This window comes from Variovorax rhizosphaerae, assembly GCF_037889975.1.
GTDB classification, from domain to species: domain Bacteria; phylum Pseudomonadota; class Gammaproteobacteria; order Burkholderiales; family Burkholderiaceae_C; genus Variovorax; species Variovorax rhizosphaerae.
In genome coordinates, this window is record NZ_JBBKZT010000109.1 from 1 (window position 1) to 1,251 (window position 1,251).

The 1,251-nt window shown below is 60.8% G+C and carries 1 protein-coding gene and 1 pseudogene; one reads left to right on the forward strand and one right to left on the reverse strand.

Features of this window, described 5'->3' with window-relative positions; all coding sequences use genetic code 11:
• Positions 1–316 (forward strand): annotated as a pseudogene (locus tag WKW82_RS40540) (IS3-like element ISAzo10 family transposase); the annotation flags it as partial.
• A 653-nt stretch (positions 317–969) separates the two neighbouring features.
• Here the strand turns inward: WKW82_RS40540 and WKW82_RS40545 are convergent.
• The coding region (locus WKW82_RS40545; RefSeq protein WP_340348851.1) for a hypothetical protein at positions 970–1,251 on the reverse strand (282 nt) is incomplete at its 5' end.

Here is a 1,251-nt window from a genome sequence, read left to right on the forward strand (position 1 = left end):
GTTCCCCGTCAAGGGCTTCGCCGACCTGGACCACGCGCGCTCCTGGGCGGCCGGCTTCGTGCGTTGGTACAACCAGGACCATCGACACAGCGGCATTCGCTACGTCAGCCCGGCGCAGCGCCACGACGGCGAAGACCAAGCCATCCTCGCTGCTCGCCACGAGTTGTACACCCGTGCCCGCGCGCTCAACCCAGCGCGCTGGTCCGGGACTACTCGCGACTGGACGCCCGTCGGCGCAGTAACCCTCAATCCCGAACGTGACTGCATCGTTCAGACACACGCGAGGGCATCGAACATACAGCCCCTGGCTGCATGAACGAGGCGACAACTACCTTGACGCGCACCGCCCCTCACGGCCATCGCCCGAGTTGGCTATCGCGATCGTCAACGGCGCCGGCTTGCTTGGGGCGCGCACGACAATCGGTCAGATTGGAGTCTGAACGCCATTCGTTCGCGAATGCTTCAGAATCTTGCGAACAGCATGCAAAGGCTGGGTGGAAGCGGGGCTTGAACGAAATGAAACACGACGACGACCCCGACAAGGGGCTCAAACTCTTCGTCATCATTGTCCTCTTGGCGTTGATGGCGTTCGCGCTGCTAGCCATGTACGACCTGCGCCATTAAACGGCAAGGGCACGCGCCAGCAACATGAGACGCCGCGCAAAGTGCCGTCACGTTGCCAAGCCAGAAGAAGACTCAGCTTCGTGGACGAACCATTCGGCCACTTGCTGGAGCACGTACCCTCCGGATCAATGAAGCGAGCCGATTGAAGCCGCTTGAGACGACGCCTCCGTTTGCCGACCTTGCTGGCGGCAGCGAAGCGCAACCAGGTTCTATGAAACGAGCCGCACCACAAACGAACCTCTTGCGGCATTCCCAAGGAGATGAAGTTTCGGTTCCCGGCTGTCTCGGGGATTGTGGCGCACGGTGCGCTTCCGGTTCGCTTCACCGCGTAAAGCGAAGCCACTTTCACTTCCGGCGGCCCCCTAATTCTTCGTCCTCCAGGGGTTCCAAGAGCTGTTGCAAGCGCGAGGTGTTGCTCAAGCGCATCGTTATCAGCAATGCCGGGCGCAGGTCGGCTGAAACGTCGACTGCAGAAAGATTCAGCGCTATAAAATGTATAGCGCGCCAGTATTGAATGCGGCGCAGGGGAACATGATGCTCATCTTCGTGAAGAGTGCCCCACGGGCGGTCCGAAGGGATATCGTTGTCGCGTGCCTGCGAGCTTGCGTTTGGGCGCGTGTCGAGGGT